The organism is Acinetobacter calcoaceticus ANC 3811, assembly GCF_000399665.1.
Classification (GTDB): domain Bacteria; phylum Pseudomonadota; class Gammaproteobacteria; order Pseudomonadales; family Moraxellaceae; genus Acinetobacter; species Acinetobacter calcoaceticus_B.
The window spans coordinates 598,934-613,913 of sequence record NZ_KB976986.1 but is presented as its reverse complement, the minus strand read 5'-3'; the positions used below and the strand labels follow the sequence as shown (position 1 = coordinate 613,913).

Genomic DNA, 14,980 nt, shown 5'->3' with positions numbered 1-14,980 from the left:
CCAGTCATTATCTGACTGGTTTTTTTTAGATTTCAATTAACGATTATTTTCGTCTTCTTGACCATCTTCAAATTTAGTGTCGTTGTCAAAACCACCTTGATGACCACCGAAGCCGCCTTGACCACCGAAACCACCACCTTGACCACCGAAGCCACCTTGACCGCCGAAGCCGCCACCTTGACCGCCGCCGAAGCCGCCTTGACCACCGAAGCCGCCTTGAGCGCCACCGAAGCCACCTTGAGCACCGCCACCGAAGCCGCCTTGAGCGCCACCGAAGCCACCAGTAGGTTGACCACCAAAACCGCCTTGTGTGCCACCTTGTGCTGGGAAGCCTGTACCTTGTGCGCCTGCTGGGCGTGGGTTACGTGCTGGAACAACAGTTGAAATCGCGTGTTTGTAAACCATTTGACTTACAGTATTTTTTAATAAAACAACATATTGGTCAAATGATTCAATATGACCCTGTAATTTAATACCGTTAACAAGGAAAATAGAAACAGGGATACGTTCTTTACGGAGAGAATTTAAGAACGGATCTTGTAAAGTTTGACCTTTAGACATTTTTAACTCCAAAAAAAATTTTAAATCAGCGCAAAAAAACTATCTTTATTTTTCAACTAAAAATTATAAAAAGACAGTGTGCAAATTTTGCTTTATCCATAAGAGTTTCGCAAGTCTTCTTTCGCCTGCTTTATCGTCAAGTAAGTTTTAAAATCGTGTATTTCTTGCAAAGAACGTAACCACGTATATTGACGTTTGGCAAGTTGTCGTGTTGCAAATAAAGCTTTATCCTCCATTTCACGTTTACTTTTGAGACTTAAGTCACTTTTTAATAGAAATTCTAGTGCTTGTCGATAACCCACTGAACGCATTGAGGGTAAATTTTCATCTAAATCGTATTTTTCAATTAGAGTTTCAACTTCACTCAAAAAACCGATATCCCACATTTTGCATAATCGTTGCTCAATGCGTTGATGTAATTCTACCCGATCTGGAAGTAAAGCATAATTATGAAATATGTATCGATATGGTACGTTTTTTGGTTGTTCTGCCTGCAATTTAGTAATTGGCTCACCTGTAAGCTTATAAACTTCTAATGCTCGAATAATCCTTTGCTTATCAGTCACATTAAATTTTATTGCCGCGGCAGGATCGACAGACACTAATTCATCATAAACAGCCTGCCAACCTTCATTTAAACCTTTTTCTTCAATTGCTGCGCGAACTTGAGCATCAGCACTCGGCAAATTACTCGATAGACCTTCTAATAATGCCTTAAAGTACAACATTGTGCCTCCTACCAGAATAGGAGTCTTTCCACGTGAATGCATGTCATCAATTAACTTAGAGGCATCTTCAACAAATTGAGCAGCTGAATAAACTTCAAGAGGAGTAATAATATCAATTAAATAATGAGGATAGAGTGCTTGCTCTTCACGCGTTGGCTTAGCAGTACCAATATCCATATCTTTATAGACGAGTGCAGAATCAACAGAAATTAGCTCAAAATTTCCTCGTTCGTATAATTCACATGCCAAAGCGGTTTTTCCGCTCGCAGTTGGTCCCATTAAATTGATGACGGGCAATTGATTTGACATGTAAAACTACTCTCCTCGAGCAAATAATTTATCTAATTGAGATAATGGAAATGCACGCCAAGTTGGCCTTCCATGGTTACATTGGCTCGCAAATTCGGTTTGTTCCATCTGACGAAGTAAAGCATTCATTTCAGAAAGACTGAGTTGTCGATGTGCACGCACTGCCCCATGGCATGCCATTCCAGCTAATAACTCATCTCTTTTTTGAAGTAACCCTTGTGCTTCATCATTCGGGTCTAAATCATTTAAAAGTTCAGGAATAAGATTTTCAAAATCAGCTTTTTGTAATATGGCAGGCACACCGCGAACAATAACTTGCTCATCGCCATATAAATCAATTTCCAGACCTAGGCGCTCAAGTTGAGGTTTTAACTCCTCTACCCTAACGGCCTGCATACGGCTAATAGAAATGACTTTAGGAATAAGTAACTGCTGAGACGTCCAAAATTCTGGCTTATCCCAAGCATTTTTCATTTGCTGTAATAAAATACGCTCATGCGCTGCATGCATATCAACAATAATAAGACCTTCAGTATTTTGCGATAAAATATAAATTCCATGAAGTTGAGCAATTGCGATACCTAATGGAAATTCATCGACTTTTGTTACTGGTTCAATATCTTCATTTACTGAAAAACTAGCAGGCTGGTCACGCAGTGGCGCTAAGTATGTCTTTAACGCATTATTTAACTGAGGTGAACCATTATATTTTGGTGTTTGATCTGCATAGTGAACAGCTTGCGGACGACTAGCATTAAAATCGGTTAATAACTCTGTTGGTGTGTGCTGAGTCTGTGGCTCACTATCTGCATTTAAAGTTTCATTTGCTCTGTGCAATGAAAATTGTTCCTGATATTTAGGCTGTGGCTGTACTGAATAATCTGAGGTTTCATCCACTTTCATCGCTTGAGCTAAATCAGCGCTTGCTGTCTGAAATTGTGCCAGAGTTTCTTTTGCATAATGTCTTACAAACTCATGCACTTCTCTCTGATTTAAAAAACGAATTTCATGTTTTGTAGGATGAACATTGACATCAATATTTTCAGGATCGACTTCTAAGAAAAGTAAATAAGATGAATGTTGATGACCATGTAAAATACCGTCATATGCCATGCGTAACGCATGCGAAATCGTTTTATCTTTGACAATACGACCATTTACATAGACGTATTGCATATCAGCCTGTGCACGTGCATCTGAAGGATGACCAAGCCAACCTGATAAACGCATGCTAATACTTTCAGCATCCATCCAATATGCATTTTGTACGAATTGAGATCCTAATAATTGTTGAACTCGCTGAAAACGTAGTTCTCCGCTATCCGCTATAGGTAAATTAATTCTAATATTATCATTATGTTCAAGCACAAAACGTATATCAAAATGTGTTAAAGCTAGACGGCGAACAATCTCTTCGATATGACCAAATTCAGTGGTTGGTTTTTTTAAGAATTTACGGCGTGCAGGAACATTAAAAAATAAGTCCTGAACACGTATATGGGTTCCCTTTTGAGCAGCAACAGCTTGCACCTCTTGATGATCAAATGCTGTACCGTTTACTTCAACCTGATGGCCAATACCACTTTCATCTTGGCTACTGGTTAAAGTCAATCGTGAAACAGCGGCAATCGAAGCAAGTGCCTCCCCGCGAAATCCTAGACTTACAATAGCGTGTAAATCTTCTGCAGTTTTAATTTTACTCGTGGCATGACGCATGACCGCTAATGCCAAATCCTCAGAATGAATACCATGCCCATTATCAATAATTTCTATAAGGGTCGAACCACCTTGAGCAATCCGCACAATGAGTTCAGTTGCACCTGCATCAATAGAATTTTCTAATAATTCTTTAACAACAGATGAAGGACGCTCAATCACCTCACCAGCAGCAATCTGGTTGGCTAACGCTGCGTCTAATGTATGGATACGACGTTGTGTTAGCTTTTCATCAGTCATGAAGCTGTTCCTGCAAAGTCTGATACAAATGTTCTGTAGGTAAAGTTAGGGTTACCAAACGACTCAACTCATCATCTGACTTTTGAATATCAATAATGATATCGGCTTCTGGAATTTCATCACCACCTTTTGAAGGCCATTCAAATAAAAATAATGCGTCGGTGATATCTAAATAATCACGGATTCCCATTAATTCAAGTTCGTATGGATCATTCAAACGATATAAGTCAAAATGAAAAATTTCTTTATCATTGATTTTATATGGCTCAACGAGTGTATAGGTTGGGCTTTTAACAGAGCCTTTGTGACCCAAAGCATGTAAGAAATAGCGCGTAAGTGTGGTTTTACCCGCACCTAAATCTCCAATTAAATAAATCACACCCGACTGAACATGCTGCGCCAAAGCTTGAGCTAAACGCTCAGTATCTTCTTCATGATTTAAGACCAATTTCAATGAATACGACATAGCACACATAACATGATTCGAAATAATCGATATGATAACATTGCCCTGCCTTAAAAGCCTACTCAAGCCCTAGAAGTTGGCTTTTTTTATATCAATTCTCTTACATATTTACACTTTTTTATGTCTAGTCCGAACGAATTTTTGCCACCCATGATTGATGGTGTGAGCGCAAGTCAGGTCTATCTTCCTGCACACACAAATACTCAAACTATTTATGAGTATCTATGCCAACATTTCCAACATATTAAAGTGCAAGAGTGGCAACAACGCTTTCAAGATGGACTTATTTATGGGGCAAATGGACAAAAACTAACATTAGACAGTCCCTATCAAAGTAATACGCATATTTTTTATTATCGATTTCTTGCTTATGAAGCCCACGTTCCATTTGAACATCGGATTTTATTTGAAAATGATGACTTACTAGTGGTCGATAAACCACATTTTTTAACAATCAGCCCGACTGGACAATATGTTCAAGAAACTCTTTTAGTCCGACTAAAAAAGCAAACACACAATGAATTTTTAACGCCCATACATCGATTAGACCGTGAAACTGCTGGCGTTGTTCTATTTTGCAAACGGGTTGAGTCGCGTGGTGCTTACCAACAGTTATTTGCAGAGCGCCAAGTCAATAAAATTTATCATGCTATCGCACCGTATAAAAAAGAATTAAAACTTCCCCAAACATTACATTTGCATTTAGATAAAGGTACTCCTTTTTACACCATGCAAGTTGTAGCAAATGCTAAAGCAAATACCCAAACCTATATTGAGCTTATCGAACACAACCAGACTTGGGCAAAATATCGTTTAACACCGACAACAGGTAAGCAGCATCAACTTCGTGTACATCTTAGTTATTTAGAAATTCCGATTAAAAATGATCCGTTTTATCCGGTAGTTCAGCACAAGACTGAGGATGATTTCTCGGAACCATTGCAGCTTCTGGCTAAGCATATTTCATTTATAGATCCACTAACAAAAGAGGGAATGTCTTTTAAATCTAAGTTTGAATTGACATTGTAATGTAACCGTAATTACAAAAAGATTATTTTTTATGCCAAAAAGCATTGAAATTACATTGCGATGGTTTAAAATAAATTCCTAAAAATTAAAATCATTTGGTTTTATTATTCATGCGAAAAACAGAAGTTTATCAGGTTCGACTTGACTCCCAAGAGAAAAAGCAGGCTTTCGCTGTTTTTAAACAATTGGGAATTACCCCTGCCCAAGCGGTACGACTTTTTTTTAAACAGGTCGTATTAACTAAATCTATTCCGTTTGCGATCGAAAATCAGACGATCAATATGGAACAATTATTAAAGCTGAGAAAAGCCAAAGCATCTTCATTAAATCAAAATCCATCAACTTTAGCTGAAGATGATGACCATGAAGATTTGTTTGAAGAACTTAATGCTCTTCTTGGTGAAAGCGACAAAATTTAACACTGTTGCATTTATAAACAAGTTTTAACGTCAAAAAGCTCTTTTTTTCGTTATGCTCTTTTTGTAAAAACATAATGATAAATTACAAGGAGCGCCAAATGATCGTTAGACGAGCGACTTTTGAAGATTTAGAGCAACTCGCCGTTTTATTTGATGAATACCGCCAATTTTATGGGGCCTCTTCTAATTTTAATGAATCATTTCACTTTCTTAAACAGCGTTTTGAGAATAGAGAAAGTGTGTTCTTCATTCATATTAAAGACGATAAAATCACGGGCTTTATTTTACTTTATTTAGGTTTTTCTTCAGTTGCTTGCTCAACCTACTATATCTTAGATGATGTATATGTTACGCCCGTTTTCCGTCGTCAGGGTTCGGCTAAACAGCTAATCGATACAGCAATCTTATTTGCAAAACAAGAGAATGCTTTGCGGATTAGTTTGGAAACTCAAGGCAACAACTATGAATCTCATCGCTTATATGAAAAAATGGGATTCATTCGAGATAGTGAGTTCCAAACTTTCCATTGCTTTCTTAAGTAAGATTTTGAGCGAGATGTTTTTGCTCTTCAGATAAATAAATCCATTCTCCCTCAACAATTTCAGGTAAAACCAATTGCCCTACTTGATGGCGATGCAAGGCTTCTACTTTATTTCCTACAGCTGCAATCATTCTTTTTACTTGATGATAGACACCTTGATGAATCGTCATAGTTAATTGATGCGTTTCTAATATCTCTACATCCGTTGCAGCAAAGACACCTTTTTCCTGATGCAAGCTCACACCTTGACTCAACATTTCAATTTGCTCAGGCGTGACAGGATCGATGGTCGTAACATGATAAACCTTTGGGACATGTTTACGGGGATGAGTTAAAGCTTGAAGATATTTACCGTCATCAGTAAGTAAAAGTAAGCCCGTTGTATCTTGATCTAAACGGCCAATGGCTTGCACACCACGTTGAATCAAGATTTCAGGTAAGAGACTAAAAACACTTTGATGATGGTGAGGCTGATGGGAACATTCAAAACCTTTTGGCTTTTTTAAAGCAATATAAACTTTTTCTCGATATTGATAGGTCTGCCCAAAAAGAGAAAACTCTAAATTTTCAGGAGAGAATTGCTTCTTGAGCTCATCTGTAATCTCTCCATCAATACTTACAGATCCGTTTTTTATTAACTGCTGACAATATTTACGAGAACCAAACCCTTGTGATTGTAAAATTTTTTCCAGCAGCATGAAGTTTTCTCATTAGAACTAAGCTGTTATTTTAACGTAGTTTCCACTTTTTACTAAACACTACGAGCAGCTCTTTGCATTTACTTCATTTAACTCACACTCTATTCTTCAACTACCCGATAAATATTTTCGTTTTGTTCACTTTCAAATAATAATTCAGTAGTAGGCAAAATTATTTCATTATCAACAATAATATGTTCAATACGTTGGCTCAGCTTTAACGATTCATTTTCATGTTCCACTAAATTTTTCTTTAGTTGCGCTTTTGCATCATGAATCTGGTCAAACTGATCTTTGATTTTGATATCTATAATATCCATACAATTATCCTGTACTCATGAGTAATGACTATTTTTATATCACAACTTTAAAAAACTAAAATTTTTAACTTGTTAATTTATATAACATTGTTTCTAAGCGTAAACAAAAATTAAAACTCTTTATCATTGAGCGATATACAGTGAATTTTTATTAAAAATAAGATCTGAAATCGGCTGTATCTTTCTAAGCTTTCACATTGCGACTCTTAAATATTATACAATTCCATTTATTTACTTTCCCTGCACTCCCCATGCTTGCCCAATTTGATGTTAATTTAGTTGTTTTACTCGTCCTGCTTGTCTGCGGTTTATTAAGTCAAAATGCGGCTGTAACCATTGCAGCGGGGGTACTTATTGTCGTTAAAATCACTCCTTTAAGTGAGTTCTTTCCTTACATTCAAGCGCATGGTCTTAATTTAGGAATTCTTATTTTAACGATTGGCGTACTCACACCAATTGCCAGTGGAAAGCTCAGTGGAGAAACTATTTTAAAGTCATTTGTTAGTTTTAAGTCGCTTTTAGCTATCGCAATTGGCCTATTAGTCGCTTGGTTGGGTGGTCGCGGCGTCAAACTAATGTCGAGCCAACCTGATGTGGTTGCAGGCTTACTCATTGGTACGGTTGCTGGGGTTGCCTTACTTCGTGGTGTACCAGTCGGTCCTCTTATTGCAGCAGGCTTACTCTCTTTATTTATTGGTAAATAAAGATGTCGATATAAAAAAGGTGCAATTAAGCACCTTTTTAACACTTAGGCTAAATTATTTGTTTTAGCCAGAATAATAAGCGTTTCGTTTTAAAGAGAATTTTTCTAACTGCTTTAAGAAACCTTCAAAATAACTTTTCTCTTTTTCTTCAGTTCGATAGCCAGCGTACAACGTTCGTCTTAAGCCTGTAGGTGAAACACAATCTAAACGGCGGCTTGTGACCCAACCCTTTTGTTCATATTCATTTACCACCCAATCAGGTAAAGCAGCAATACCTCGTCCACTTGCTACAAGCTGAATAAGCATTTGAGTTAAATCTGTTGTTCGTATTTGTTTAGGCTGAATATTCGCAGGAATGAAAAGTTTCGACATAATATCTAAACGGTGCTTATCGACAGGATAAGTAATTAAAACCTCTTCCGCTAACTCTTGAACTGTAATATTTTCAGCCCGAACTAAAGGATGAGTGTTGGATAAGACCAAACGTGATTCATATTCAAAAATCGGAAAATACTCAATTCCTTTTAAAGCAATTGGATCTGCTGTAATTAGCAAATCAAATTCAGCATTTTGTAAAAGTTCATGCGGATTAGCCTCAAAACCTGAAGCAAAGTCTAAATCAACATCTGGATATTGATGGCGATACTGATTTAATAAAGGCATTAGCCAATCAAAACAACTGTGGCATTCCGATGAAAAAATAATTCTGCCAGTCTGTCCATGGACAATACGCGTGATATCACTATGTGTAATCTGAATTTGTGGCAAAACATCATCGGCTAACTTGAGTAAGCGCTGCCCGACATTAGAAAAACTAACAGGCCTGCTGCGGCGATTAACAACCTCTACCCCATACCAATGGTCTAATTCTTTTAACTGATGAGAAATAGCCGAAGGTGTTAAGCAAAGATCATTTGCTGCCGAAACCAATGAACCGTGTTCACGTAAGGCAACTAAGGTTTTAAGGTGTCGAATTTCTAACATGGGTCCACGCTTGAAAAGTAGATTTATCTATAGATGTTTTAATCTCATATTTGTTTTTTCAAAAAATCGAGCAACTTTAGATAAATTCTTGCTAATGAATACTATTCATCTTATCACAAAATTAGTTAGCTAACTTCAACATGAATTTTATTTTATTATTCTTTTATGTGATGAATTTTTATAATTTTAAAATTGAAATAGCTAACTAGATATTGAACTTGTTTTGCCCCCTATAATTAAAATTAGACCCGAATTGGATCTAATTTTATGTAAGGCTAAAAGTTACTGTGTAACCACATTTAAGCTAACAATTGTATAGCTTTGATTTTTAGGTTTTAACTTCAAATTTAGTGGTGCAGTTACTTCTACTAGATACTCGCCAACTTTTGGAAATTTAAGCTCAACTTGCCCATTATTATCCGCCTTAAATGGTTGTACTTGTTTATCAGTTGCACCTTTTTCTCTCAAATTAACTTCAGCATAAGCTAAAGGTTGCCCTTTTTCAGTTATAGCTAATTTAACAGGCTGAGCAGCTTTAATCTGGTTTGGGTGCACAGAAAAACTAACTTTAATCGGTGTATTGGGAAGTTGAATATCTGAAACTTTCCCTTTAGAAAGATAACTCTGCAATATCCACTCACGTGTTACTTGTTCTGTTTTGATTGTTTTTGTTTTAAGGTCAGCCGGAATTAAATATTCACGTTCTGCTTTCGGTGGAGCTTTATCAGCTGGCATATCAAAAAATAGATGCCATGCTTTTTGGTCATATACATATTTTAAAGGATAACTCGCCTGAGTTTGAACAATGTATGTGCCTTCTTCAGGTAGATCTACATCAAAAACAGTTACAGACTTATGTACAACTTCTGAGTTGACGGTTTTAAGCTCATTTTTAGGTGTAATTACAGTAAGCTTGGCATCCTTTAAAGCATATTCACTATTTAATGCTTCTTCAGCATAACCAGCAATTACAGGTACTTGAGTCTGTTCAGTTTTATAAGCTACAGGCGCTACATAAGGTTCGTGAGCAAAACTATAACTACATGCCAATGTAAGAGAAAGCACTAAAAATCTATTCATTATTACAAAATCCTGTTGTATGCAAAGTTAAAAAATCAGACAAAATATAAGCGAACACAGTATACACAAATAAAAATAATTCTTATTATCATTCGTTATTTTTTATTATTTATAGATCAAAACCAAAAAATTTAAATTTACTCCATTTGAATATGTAATCCTTACCTCAATATTTTAGTTTTTTATTATTCGGTTCTCTTTTCCCTTATACTTCTCTTTTTTGAGTTTCCCCTTAACTTATTATGGCGTCCCCGCAATCTCCTCTTTCTACACATCAACACTATTCACTCTTTTTAGCAATTTTTTCACTCGCTGTAGGTGGTTTTTGTATTGGAACCACTGAATTCGTCGCAATGGGACTGATTCAAGAAATTGCAAATAACTTAAATATTACCGTACCTGAAGCTGGCCACTTTATTAGTGCCTACGCATTAGGTGTAGTTATTGGCGCTCCTATCATTGCTATTCTTGGAGCCAAAGTTCCGAGAAAAACTTTATTACTCGGCTTAATGCTTTTTTATGGTGTAGCTAATGCCTTTACCGCTTTAGCTCATACACCTGAAACTGTTTTAATCTCACGTTTCATTGCAGGTTTACCACACGGAGCATATTTTGGAGTTGGTGCATTAGTTGCAGCAGAACTCGCTGGCCCATCAAGAAGAGCCTCTGCGGTTGCCCAAATGATGATGGGTCTTACAGTCGCAACTGTAATTGGCGTTCCTCTCGCGACGTGGTTAGGCCAAAATTTTGGCTGGAGAGCTGGTTTTGAATTTTCAGCAACCTTTGCTTTCGTCACTTTAATTGCTGTTGGCTTTTTTGTACCCAATATTCCAGTCCCAGCTACTGCCAGTATAAAAACAGAGTTAGCCGGTCTTAAAAATATCAATATGTGGTTAACACTAGCGGTAGGTGCTATCGGTTTTGGAGGCATGTTTTCTGTTTATAGTTATGTCTCACCAATTTTGACTGAATATACTAAAGTTAATATCCAAATTGTCCCTATCGCTTTAGCTATCTGGGGTACTGGTATGGTTATTGGTGGCTTAGCCGCAGGATGGCTTGCAGATAAAAACCTAAACAAAACGATTGTAGGTGTATTAATTAGTTCAGCTATCGCCTTTGTTGTTGCCAGTTTTTTAATGAGCAATATCTATACTGCTATTGCCTCATTATTTTTGATTGGTCTCACCGTAATGGGCTTAGGCGGAGCTTTGCAAACCCGCCTAATGGATGTTGCAGGCGATGCTCAAACATTAGCAGCATCACTCAACCATTCTGCATTTAATATGGCCAATGCATTAGGTGCATTTTTAGGTGGATGGGTACTCAGTCACCAAATGGGTTGGATCGCGCCAATCTGGGTAGGTTTTGTTTTGAGTCTCGGTGGTCTTATCATTTTACTTATTGCATTTGCTGTAGAAAAAGCCAGTAAATAAACTTAATCAGAGAAAACGCTAACTTATTATTTCTAATCAGTTAGCTTTCCTCCACAGTGTGGGCAATAACATTTTTTCTCTCTAACCGACTCTTCTTGCTCTAATACTTTTTCCCGCATAATTTGTACAATCAGGTTATGCGCCTGCTCTTTTGGCAGGCCTACTTTTTGACGTATTCGTTCTATTTCAACTTCATCATGTAAAATATCAATACCACGTACTTGAAGTAATTCACGAAACTCTTGCTCTAACCTTTGATTACGCTGGTTAAGTTCATTTGCAAGCCCCGATGCCAAAATACCTGCCGGTAATGCCGCAATGCCAACTCCCAAAATAGTAATGAGTGCCCCCAATAACTTTCCTAAACTGGTCACTGGTGTTACATCGCCATAACCCACTGTAGTTAAAGTAACCACAGCCCACCACATAGATTTAGGTATTGAACTAAAAGCTTCTGGCTGAGCCTTGTTTTCAACCACATAAATTCCCGAAGCAGTCATAATAATCATAATAATTAAAATAAAGATAACTGCCTGAAAAGACCCCTTCTCACGTTTAATCACGCATAACAATATCTGAAGTGAGATAAAATACCGTGTTAATTTTAATAGGCGAAGTAACCGTAAGATTCTAAGCATACGAAGATCAATTCGTACAAAGAAATTGAGATAGGCAGGTAAGATTGCCATTAAATCAATAATTGCTTCTCCGCTTTTCATCCAGTTCAAGCGGATTTTCCACGCAGATTGTGTCGTATCTCGATCTGCAACACTCCACAATCTTAATAAATATTCAATACTAAAAATTGCAATTGAAGTAACTTCAAAATAGTCAAACCACACACGATAACTTGTGTACAAATCATTTACTGTTTCTAATAAAACGGCAGCGACGTTGCCAACAATTAAAACAACTAAAAAATAATTAATACATCTACTTACCGTAGTTTCATAGTCATGATTATGAAGATTATTATAGAAAAACTTACGCAATCCCTTCAAAGCTGAATTTTGCATATTGATCTGACCACGTGATATTGAAGATATAGTAAGCTTTCGCTCTCTATTCACCAATATAGTCTTTAATAAATTTTCCTTAACTCACTTCGGTACTTAAAATTTTCACTTTTCCTACTTCAGCTCGCTGCTACACATCGGAATTCATTTTCTTTCCACCACAACACATCATAGATGCCAGGATGTGATTTCAAGATAATATTTATATAATTTTGCAGCACCATAATATGATGGGTAATATCAATTTTTCTAAATAAAAACTTTCTTAAAATAGGTGTGTTTGGCGAAATGAAAATTGCGAATCCATTACTATGTTCTTCATAAACACTTATTCCAAGATACATCGTTATTTCAGGCAATGGAATTTCTATTTGCCATCCCCAGTTTTCACTATACAGTTCTACATTTAAATGATACCTATTTCTCAATATACTAAAAATATATTGTGCAATATCTTCAGTCTTTTGAACTAAAATACCTTCTCCGTTGAAGTGTGTTTTTTGTTCATATAGTTGATAATCATCAAATTTAAATTCAACTATCGTCTTTAGCATTCTCAAATTCCCTATATAAAATACCCATATTTTTTTTAATTATTTTTAAGTTCGTTTAATTATTTTAAAACAAAAAACCAGTTAATTTCTACTACTATATTTAATTTTATATATATTAAATTTAAGAATGATATATTTACTGTTTTTAAATAAACTCATGACACAATTCACACTTTTAATAAAAATAATAATTCAAAGAGCTTACTTTTTACCCAAAATTATATATAAGTTATTTTATTTAATAATTTTTTGTATCATTTATATCTTTATCTAGATATATAATTTGTTTCTTGATCTTTAAAATTTTCTAAAAATTAACATTAGAATATTTCAATTTGAGTAAATATCTTTATGGATTTTTCTAGAATTAACAATAATCAGTAGTATTTATTAGGCTGATACCTCTATAGGAAATTTATAATTTTGGCATCTATTTCACCACCATAATTTCAAAAAAACTTAATAGTTATAGTTTAAATTAAGAAATACTTAACCATAAAAGATTTGTCATTTTCATTGAAATAAAATCTAGTACTTATCGGTTGTGTTTTTTTGAATTTTCGAATCATTTAATCGATAATAGAACTTTAATACTTATTTCTTTAGCGATTTACTCATAAAGAACTTTAATTTTTTAATCATATGAAAACAAGGGGAAATTACATGGGATTTAAAGCCCTCCCTACACTTATTTCTTTATTTATTACATTGTTAATCTGGTTCGTAATTCCTGTACCCGTAGGTGTTGACCCTGATGCATGGCATTTATTAGCCATGTTTGTCGGTGTAATTGCCGCAATCATCGGTAAAGCGATGCCAATTGGTGCCATTGCCATTATTGCAATAACTTTGGTCGCTATTACTGGCGTGACTAACACGAGCCCAAGCGGTGCAATTCAAGATGCCCTTAGTAGCTTTGCTAACCCACTAATCTGGCTGATTGGTATCTCCATCATGATCTCTAAAGGTTTGCAAAAAACTGGATTGGGCGCACGGTTAGGCTATTTATTTATCGCAGTTTGGGGCAAAAAAACCATTGGTATCGGCTATAGCATGGTGCTTTCCGAACTCATTCTCGCCCCTGTAACACCCAGCAACACGGCACGTGGTGGTGGAATTATTCATCCGATTGTATTGGCAATTTCTACTAGTTATGATTCTGATCCTGCCAAAGGCACTGAAGGTCGGATGGGAAAATACCTATCGTTGGTTAACTACCAAGCCAACCCGATTACCTCTGCAATGTTTATTACGGCAACTGCCCCTAACCCATTAGTAGTTGATTTAGTGGCAAAGGCGACCAATAGTGAAATTTCTTTAAGTTGGAGTACTTGGGCACTGGCAATGTTAGTGCCGGGTTTGATTGCATTAATTATTATGCCTTTGATTATGTATTGGATGTATCCACCCGAAATTAAAGAAACACCTAATGCAGCGCAGTTTGCTAAAACTAAATTAAAAGAAATGGGTCCAGTCAGTAAAAATGAAATCATCATGCTTGGTGTATTCGGTATTTTATTGATGCTATGGGCGGGTATTCCTGCCATGATTTTTGGCTCCGCTTGGGCTGTTGATCCAACTACGACTGCTTTTATTGGTTTAGGATTATTGCTACTTTCAGGTGTTTTAACTTGGGATGATATTCTGACGCAGAAAAATGCGTGGGATACGATTACTTGGTTCGCAGCATTAGTCATGATGGCGACTTATTTAAATAAGCTCGGTTTAATTACGTGGTTCTCGGGTGTTTTAGAAACCAGTATTGGTCATTTAGGTCTAAGCTGGATGCCTGCTTGTTTATTGTTAATGCTTGCCTATTTGTATGCACATTATATGTTTGCTAGCACCACGGCACATATTACGGCAATGTTTGCAGCCTTTTATACGGCAGGACTTGCTCTCGGTGCGCCGCCAATGCTCTTTGCTTTAATGATGGCAGCAGCTTCAAGTATTATGATGACATTAACCCATTATGCGACTGGTACATCCCCAGTTGTGTTCGGTTCGGGCTACACCACACTCGGTGAATGGTGGAAAGCTGGCTTTGTCATGAGTGTTGTTAATATCATTATCTTTGTAGTGATTGGCGGACTTTGGTGGAAAGTGTTGGGTTATTGGTAGAATTGTTTTAGTTTTTAAAAAGCCCCTTTCAAAGGGGCTTTTTCATGTAGGCATTTAA

At 36.4% G+C, this 14,980-nt stretch carries 16 protein-coding genes; 6 read left to right on the top strand and 10 right to left on the bottom strand.

Annotated elements, in window-relative coordinates; translation table 11 throughout:
• Window positions 1-36 precede the first annotated feature (36 nt).
• The 4 genes from hfq to tsaE form a co-directional block, all read right to left on the bottom strand.
• Window positions 37-561, bottom strand: coding sequence for an RNA chaperone Hfq (gene hfq, locus F935_RS04120; protein ID WP_016137747.1), 525 nt, complete (start codon window positions 559-561; stop codon window positions 37-39).
• A gap of 92 nt (window positions 562-653) precedes the next feature.
• Window positions 654-1,598, bottom strand: coding sequence for a tRNA (adenosine(37)-N6)-dimethylallyltransferase MiaA (miaA, locus tag F935_RS04115; protein ID WP_016137746.1), 945 nt, complete (start codon window positions 1,596-1,598; stop codon window positions 654-656).
• Between the two features lie 6 nt (window positions 1,599-1,604).
• The gene (gene mutL, locus F935_RS04110) at window positions 1,605-3,554 is read right to left on the bottom strand and encodes a DNA mismatch repair endonuclease MutL (protein WP_016137745.1); all 1,950 of its coding nucleotides are present in this window, start codon (window positions 3,552-3,554) and stop codon (window positions 1,605-1,607) included.
• Entirely contained in the window at window positions 3,547-4,020 is a 474-nt protein-coding gene (tsaE, locus tag F935_RS04105) for a tRNA (adenosine(37)-N6)-threonylcarbamoyltransferase complex ATPase subunit type 1 TsaE (protein WP_035366038.1), read from the bottom strand. Before tsaE ends, mutL begins: the two co-directional genes overlap by 8 nt.
• A 120-nt stretch (window positions 4,021-4,140) precedes the next feature.
• Here tsaE and F935_RS04100 point away from each other — a divergent pair, with 120 nt between their 5' ends.
• The 3 genes from F935_RS04100 to F935_RS04090 all read left to right on the top strand — a co-directional run bounded on the left by F935_RS04100 (window position 4,141) and on the right by F935_RS04090 (window position 6,010).
• Complete coding sequence (locus tag F935_RS04100; protein ID WP_016137743.1) at window positions 4,141-5,049, top strand: pseudouridine synthase; 909 nt, start codon at window positions 4,141-4,143, stop codon at window positions 5,047-5,049.
• A gap of 110 nt (window positions 5,050-5,159) precedes the next feature.
• Complete coding sequence (locus tag F935_RS04095; RefSeq protein ID WP_016137742.1) at window positions 5,160-5,468, top strand: type II toxin-antitoxin system RelB/DinJ family antitoxin; 309 nt, start codon at window positions 5,160-5,162, stop codon at window positions 5,466-5,468.
• 98 nt (window positions 5,469-5,566) lie between these two features.
• Window positions 5,567-6,010 (top strand): GNAT family N-acetyltransferase, encoded by a 444-nt coding sequence (locus tag F935_RS04090; RefSeq protein WP_016137741.1) that lies wholly within the window; start codon window positions 5,567-5,569, stop codon window positions 6,008-6,010.
• Here the strand turns inward: F935_RS04090 and F935_RS04085 are convergent.
• Together F935_RS04085 and F935_RS04080 are read right to left on the bottom strand one after the other, a co-directional pair.
• Complete coding sequence (locus F935_RS04085) at window positions 6,003-6,707, bottom strand: pseudouridine synthase (RefSeq protein WP_016137740.1); 705 nt, start codon at window positions 6,705-6,707, stop codon at window positions 6,003-6,005. The genes F935_RS04090 and F935_RS04085 overlap by 8 nt on opposite strands.
• Window positions 6,708-6,808: 101 nt before the next feature.
• Window positions 6,809-7,027 (bottom strand): hypothetical protein, encoded by a 219-nt coding sequence (locus F935_RS04080; RefSeq protein ID WP_004791556.1) that lies wholly within the window; start codon window positions 7,025-7,027, stop codon window positions 6,809-6,811.
• Between the two features lie 251 nt (window positions 7,028-7,278).
• On the opposite strand from F935_RS04080, the gene F935_RS04075 reads away from it, so the two are divergent.
• Window positions 7,279-7,731 carry a DUF441 domain-containing protein gene (locus F935_RS04075; protein WP_016137739.1) on the top strand — a complete coding sequence of 151 codons (453 nt, stop codon included), beginning with the start codon at window positions 7,279-7,281 and terminating at the stop codon, window positions 7,729-7,731.
• Window positions 7,732-7,794: 63 nt separating this feature from the next.
• Here the strand turns inward: F935_RS04075 and F935_RS04070 are convergent, their stop codons facing one another.
• Complete coding sequence (locus tag F935_RS04070) at window positions 7,795-8,715, bottom strand: LysR family transcriptional regulator (RefSeq protein ID WP_016137738.1); 921 nt, start codon at window positions 8,713-8,715, stop codon at window positions 7,795-7,797.
• Between the two features lie 282 nt (window positions 8,716-8,997).
• Window positions 8,998-9,795 (bottom strand): DUF4198 domain-containing protein, encoded by a 798-nt coding sequence (locus F935_RS04065; protein ID WP_016137737.1) that lies wholly within the window; start codon window positions 9,793-9,795, stop codon window positions 8,998-9,000.
• 242 nt (window positions 9,796-10,037) lie between these two features.
• Here F935_RS04065 and F935_RS04060 point away from each other — a divergent pair, with 242 nt between their 5' ends.
• Window positions 10,038-11,231, top strand: coding sequence for an MFS transporter (locus F935_RS04060; protein ID WP_016137736.1), 1,194 nt, complete (start codon window positions 10,038-10,040; stop codon window positions 11,229-11,231).
• Between the two features lie 32 nt (window positions 11,232-11,263).
• On the opposite strand, the gene F935_RS04055 is transcribed toward F935_RS04060, so the two are convergent.
• Window positions 11,264-12,247, bottom strand: a complete 984-nt coding sequence (locus F935_RS04055) for an ion transporter (protein ID WP_016137735.1) — start codon at window positions 12,245-12,247, stop codon at window positions 11,264-11,266.
• A 119-nt stretch (window positions 12,248-12,366) separates the two neighbouring features.
• Window positions 12,367-12,801, bottom strand: coding sequence for a hypothetical protein (locus tag F935_RS04050; RefSeq protein WP_016137734.1), 435 nt, complete (start codon window positions 12,799-12,801; stop codon window positions 12,367-12,369).
• 663 nt (window positions 12,802-13,464) lie between these two features.
• Here F935_RS04050 and F935_RS04045 point away from each other — a divergent pair.
• A complete protein-coding gene (locus tag F935_RS04045; protein ID WP_016137733.1) occupies window positions 13,465-14,922 on the top strand; it encodes a DASS family sodium-coupled anion symporter in 1,458 nt (485 codons plus the stop codon).
• Window positions 14,923-14,980 lie beyond the last annotated feature (58 nt).

Coding starts and splice junctions, on each gene's coding strand:
- F935_RS04065 (WP_016137737.1), bottom strand. CDS start 9,795: ATGAATAGATTTTTAGTGCTTTCTCTTACATTGGCATGTAGTTATAGT.
- F935_RS04100 (WP_016137743.1), top strand. CDS start 4,141: ATGTCTAGTCCGAACGAATTTTTGCCACCCATGATTGATGGTGTGAGC.
- mutL (WP_016137745.1), bottom strand. CDS start 3,554: ATGACTGATGAAAAGCTAACACAACGTCGTATCCATACATTAGACGCA.
- F935_RS04075 (WP_016137739.1), top strand. CDS start 7,279: ATGCTTGCCCAATTTGATGTTAATTTAGTTGTTTTACTCGTCCTGCTT.
- F935_RS04090 (WP_016137741.1), top strand. CDS start 5,567: ATGATCGTTAGACGAGCGACTTTTGAAGATTTAGAGCAACTCGCCGTT.
- F935_RS04045 (WP_016137733.1), top strand. CDS start 13,465: ATGGGATTTAAAGCCCTCCCTACACTTATTTCTTTATTTATTACATTG.
- F935_RS04055 (WP_016137735.1), bottom strand. CDS start 12,247: ATGCAAAATTCAGCTTTGAAGGGATTGCGTAAGTTTTTCTATAATAAT.
- F935_RS04050 (WP_016137734.1), bottom strand. CDS start 12,801: ATGCTAAAGACGATAGTTGAATTTAAATTTGATGATTATCAACTATAT.
- F935_RS04085 (WP_016137740.1), bottom strand. CDS start 6,707: ATGCTGCTGGAAAAAATTTTACAATCACAAGGGTTTGGTTCTCGTAAA.
- F935_RS04080 (WP_004791556.1), bottom strand. CDS start 7,027: ATGGATATTATAGATATCAAAATCAAAGATCAGTTTGACCAGATTCAT.
- F935_RS04070 (WP_016137738.1), bottom strand. CDS start 8,715: ATGTTAGAAATTCGACACCTTAAAACCTTAGTTGCCTTACGTGAACAC.
- tsaE (WP_035366038.1), bottom strand. CDS start 4,020: ATGTCGTATTCATTGAAATTGGTCTTAAATCATGAAGAAGATACTGAG.
- F935_RS04060 (WP_016137736.1), top strand. CDS start 10,038: ATGGCGTCCCCGCAATCTCCTCTTTCTACACATCAACACTATTCACTC.
- miaA (WP_016137746.1), bottom strand. CDS start 1,598: ATGTCAAATCAATTGCCCGTCATCAATTTAATGGGACCAACTGCGAGC.
- hfq (WP_016137747.1), bottom strand. CDS start 561: ATGTCTAAAGGTCAAACTTTACAAGATCCGTTCTTAAATTCTCTCCGT.
- F935_RS04095 (WP_016137742.1), top strand. CDS start 5,160: ATGCGAAAAACAGAAGTTTATCAGGTTCGACTTGACTCCCAAGAGAAA.